General features: G+C 36.3%; 2 protein-coding genes. Both read left to right on the top strand.

Annotated features, from left to right (window positions below):
* Positions 1–83 precede the first annotated feature (83 nt).
* Positions 84–908 (top strand): hypothetical protein, encoded by an 825-nt coding sequence (locus tag HXW94_RS18440; protein ID WP_178368356.1) that lies wholly within the window; start codon positions 84–86, stop codon positions 906–908.
* A gap of 438 nt (positions 909–1,346) precedes the next feature.
* Complete coding sequence (locus HXW94_RS18435) at positions 1,347–2,573, top strand: DUF3825 domain-containing protein (RefSeq protein WP_178368355.1); 1,227 nt, start codon at positions 1,347–1,349, stop codon at positions 2,571–2,573.
* The last annotated feature ends 342 nt before the right edge of the window (positions 2,574–2,915 follow it).

Raw genomic sequence — 2,915 nt, 5'->3', positions numbered from 1 at the left:
TTGTTTTTACTTTTTAAAACTATCGAACAGAGAGAGATATAATTGAAGATTGTTAGAAAATTAAGTAACAAATAAAATTTAAAATGAAATTTGAGGGTTTAGAACCTAAAATAATCGAACCCCTTGTAATGAATGAACAATATCAACATCCTGCATTTCCAAAACCCGCCCAAAATGGCATAAAAATTTGGCGATATATGGATATTTCTAAATTCGAATGGCTGATAGAAAATCAGCGACTTTTCATGTCTGTTGCATATAAGTTGGGAGATCCGCTTGAAGGAACTGAACCAACTGGCAATGATCTGTGGTGGAATAATCAATCAAGAAACGCGACTACAGACAGACAAAAACAAATAATTAAAGCGAATCAAGAAAAATTATCAAAATTTGGCTCAGTTTTTAGAGAGCATTATTATGTTAGCTGCTGGCATATTAATGAAAATGAAAATAATAGAATGTGGTGCGAATATACACAATCAAAAGATTCAGTTGCCATCCAAACAAATTATAAAACACTTCGAGCCCTCCTCCCGAAGTATGTGGAAATAGGGGTTGTTCGATATATTGACTATAATAACGAAAGCTTGCCCAGCTTAAATATGTTTGAGTACATTACACATAAACATGTGGATTTTTGTTTCGAACGGGAACTTAGAGCAGTCGCTTTTCGTTCGCCAGTTAAAGAATTTGACAGCGATTGTTTTGATCAAAACTTGTTCGAAAAGGAAGATAGTTCACAATTTAGAGTGTTTGCTCCAAAGATTGATATAAAAGCGCTGGTTTGCGGCATTACTTTCCATCCAGAAGCATCAAATTCCTTTAAAAGGGAAATTATTGACATTAGCGAGCGTAATTCACTTGTGGTGCCTAATAATTCTCTGTTCGATATTAATAATGATCAATAATTGGCTCGAACAAAGATTTTCAGCGGGGAGAACTGAAAAACCACCCATTTATAGTAATCACTCCTGGTGATGTTTATTATCTTTGGAGGTGCGAGAATGAGTAAAACACAAATTTTCACATTGCGGCATTAGAAGCCCGAATATCAAAAAAGGAAATTACGAAATTAAAGTCAACTGTTAAAAGTATCCTTGATTCTGTACCACATAAAAAAGTAGTGCCGGATTGGGACGCAATTAAAAAAATGGCAGCGAACAAAACGCTTGAGAGGGACCGGGCTAGGTGCGCGGCGTTTTTGGAAGTGTCTGGTTCAGGAAAGTTTAACTTTTTATCGGAGCTTTTTGGGTTCAAAAGCCCGGCCCCTCAGCTCCGCGTTACGTGCTTTTAAAGTAAGTTAGCGCTATTGAAAATGGTAAATTGATAAAAGGGAGATGTGAAAAATGAATAAAATAGAAACACTTCAAAGCATTGTGACAGTTATTACTAACAACCAATCTGATGACGGCTGGACAGATCTTGCTTTAATAGGAAAGCCTCTGAATGACCTCGGAATTAACTACAAAGCGATAGGTTTTCTCAAGCTGAAAGAATTATTAGAACAATTTCCTGATGATATTGAAATTAAAAAAGATACTTCGCATCAAGTACCTGTACTTTTTGCCAGAGTTTCTTCTTCTAATTCACAAACACGAAAAATTGCAGATCGCCTTGATTTTGATACTAAAAAAGCTGTTCCCACCAATTTGATGCAGTGGGCATGGATGGGGGATTTTAGGCAGGTTGTTAACGATTTAAAAAATAAGGCACTTAAAGAAAGGTGGTACTACAAGAAACAGGATCCAAACTATCCCTTACCAATTCTTAGCAAATATTTGAAATACACTTTTTTCAGGCTTTCAAAAGAGGGCAAAATTAGCATAAATAACCGATATGCCTCATTTAATACAGGTTTGGTTGACGATTTATATGAATCAATATATGCATTATTTGAAAAGAATAAGGTTCCTCATAAGCAAGAATGGTATTTCCATGAATTTTGTACTTCAGGTGTTGGCAAAGCCGGGAAAATATTAGTTAGTAACTTCAATCCGTTGCCTGAAAGATCTCGGTTTTACAATTCAGTTACAGAACTTATCTACGATATGTCAGCATCTAAACCACAATTAAATTGGAGTCATATTATTTTAGATAATTTATCCCGTTTACCTCTTGAATTTCTTGAAGATAACAGACCTAAAGGATTTAATTTCAGGGATACCTCAAATATGGATACTTTGCAAAAGAGTCAATATTTTGAATCATTATCCGCAGCAATTGAAGGTGATAGCAAAAAATTTAGAGCCATTAAAAATCGTTTTGCTGATAGCCTTAATTTGGCTTTAAAAAGAGTACAATGGAACTTTAAAACGGCTATTCCTATGTATTATCCAAAAAATAATAAGATGTCTTTATTACTTCCATTATCTTTAATTGACGATGAAAGAATAGATTTGGCACTTGTTGTGGATAAAACAGAATCAGGGACTTATCTTGGTCATACAGTATTGCCATTAGCATGGGCTTACAGTAATGCACGGCTAATTACAAGACCAGATAGTGATTGGTTGGTTGCAGAAGAAATAGAAGCAGAGAATATTGAAAGCGCAGAAAACGAAGAAGAAAATTAAAAACTGTATTTCAGCAGAGGTGAAGAACATTTGCAAAGCAAGGAATTTCGGGTTGCTATAAATGGTTACGGGAGCGAGATCGATCGTAATAACCATTTAATATCAAGGCACATAACCCGGCGTTTGAGCGGACGGAAAAAGCCCCGCCGCTCAACTTGGTCGTTACATTAAACCTGGACGGTGAATGCAACACTTTGAAACTATTTATAAAAATCGAAACGCCTATAAAATGAGGATTACCAACCGATGGCCCAAGCTTGGCCGGAGAACGGGGGTCTCCCCCCGTTCTCCTCTGCTGCGGGCTTCGACAACCAATGAAAACACTTTGCAGCCATAGCAAGC

The sequence above is a fragment of the Desulfobacter latus genome (assembly GCF_013389365.1).
In the GTDB taxonomy this organism is placed as follows: Bacteria; Desulfobacterota; Desulfobacteria; order Desulfobacterales; family Desulfobacteraceae; genus Desulfobacter; species Desulfobacter latus.
This window is presented reverse-complemented; position numbering and strand designations above follow the sequence as displayed.

Bases quoted from the DNA above. Each gene is read 5' to 3' on its own strand.
- HXW94_RS18440 (WP_178368356.1), top strand. From the start codon at position 84: ATGAAATTTGAGGGTTTAGAACCTAAAATAATCGAACCCCTTGTAATG.
- HXW94_RS18435 (WP_178368355.1), top strand. From the start codon at position 1,347: ATGAATAAAATAGAAACACTTCAAAGCATTGTGACAGTTATTACTAAC.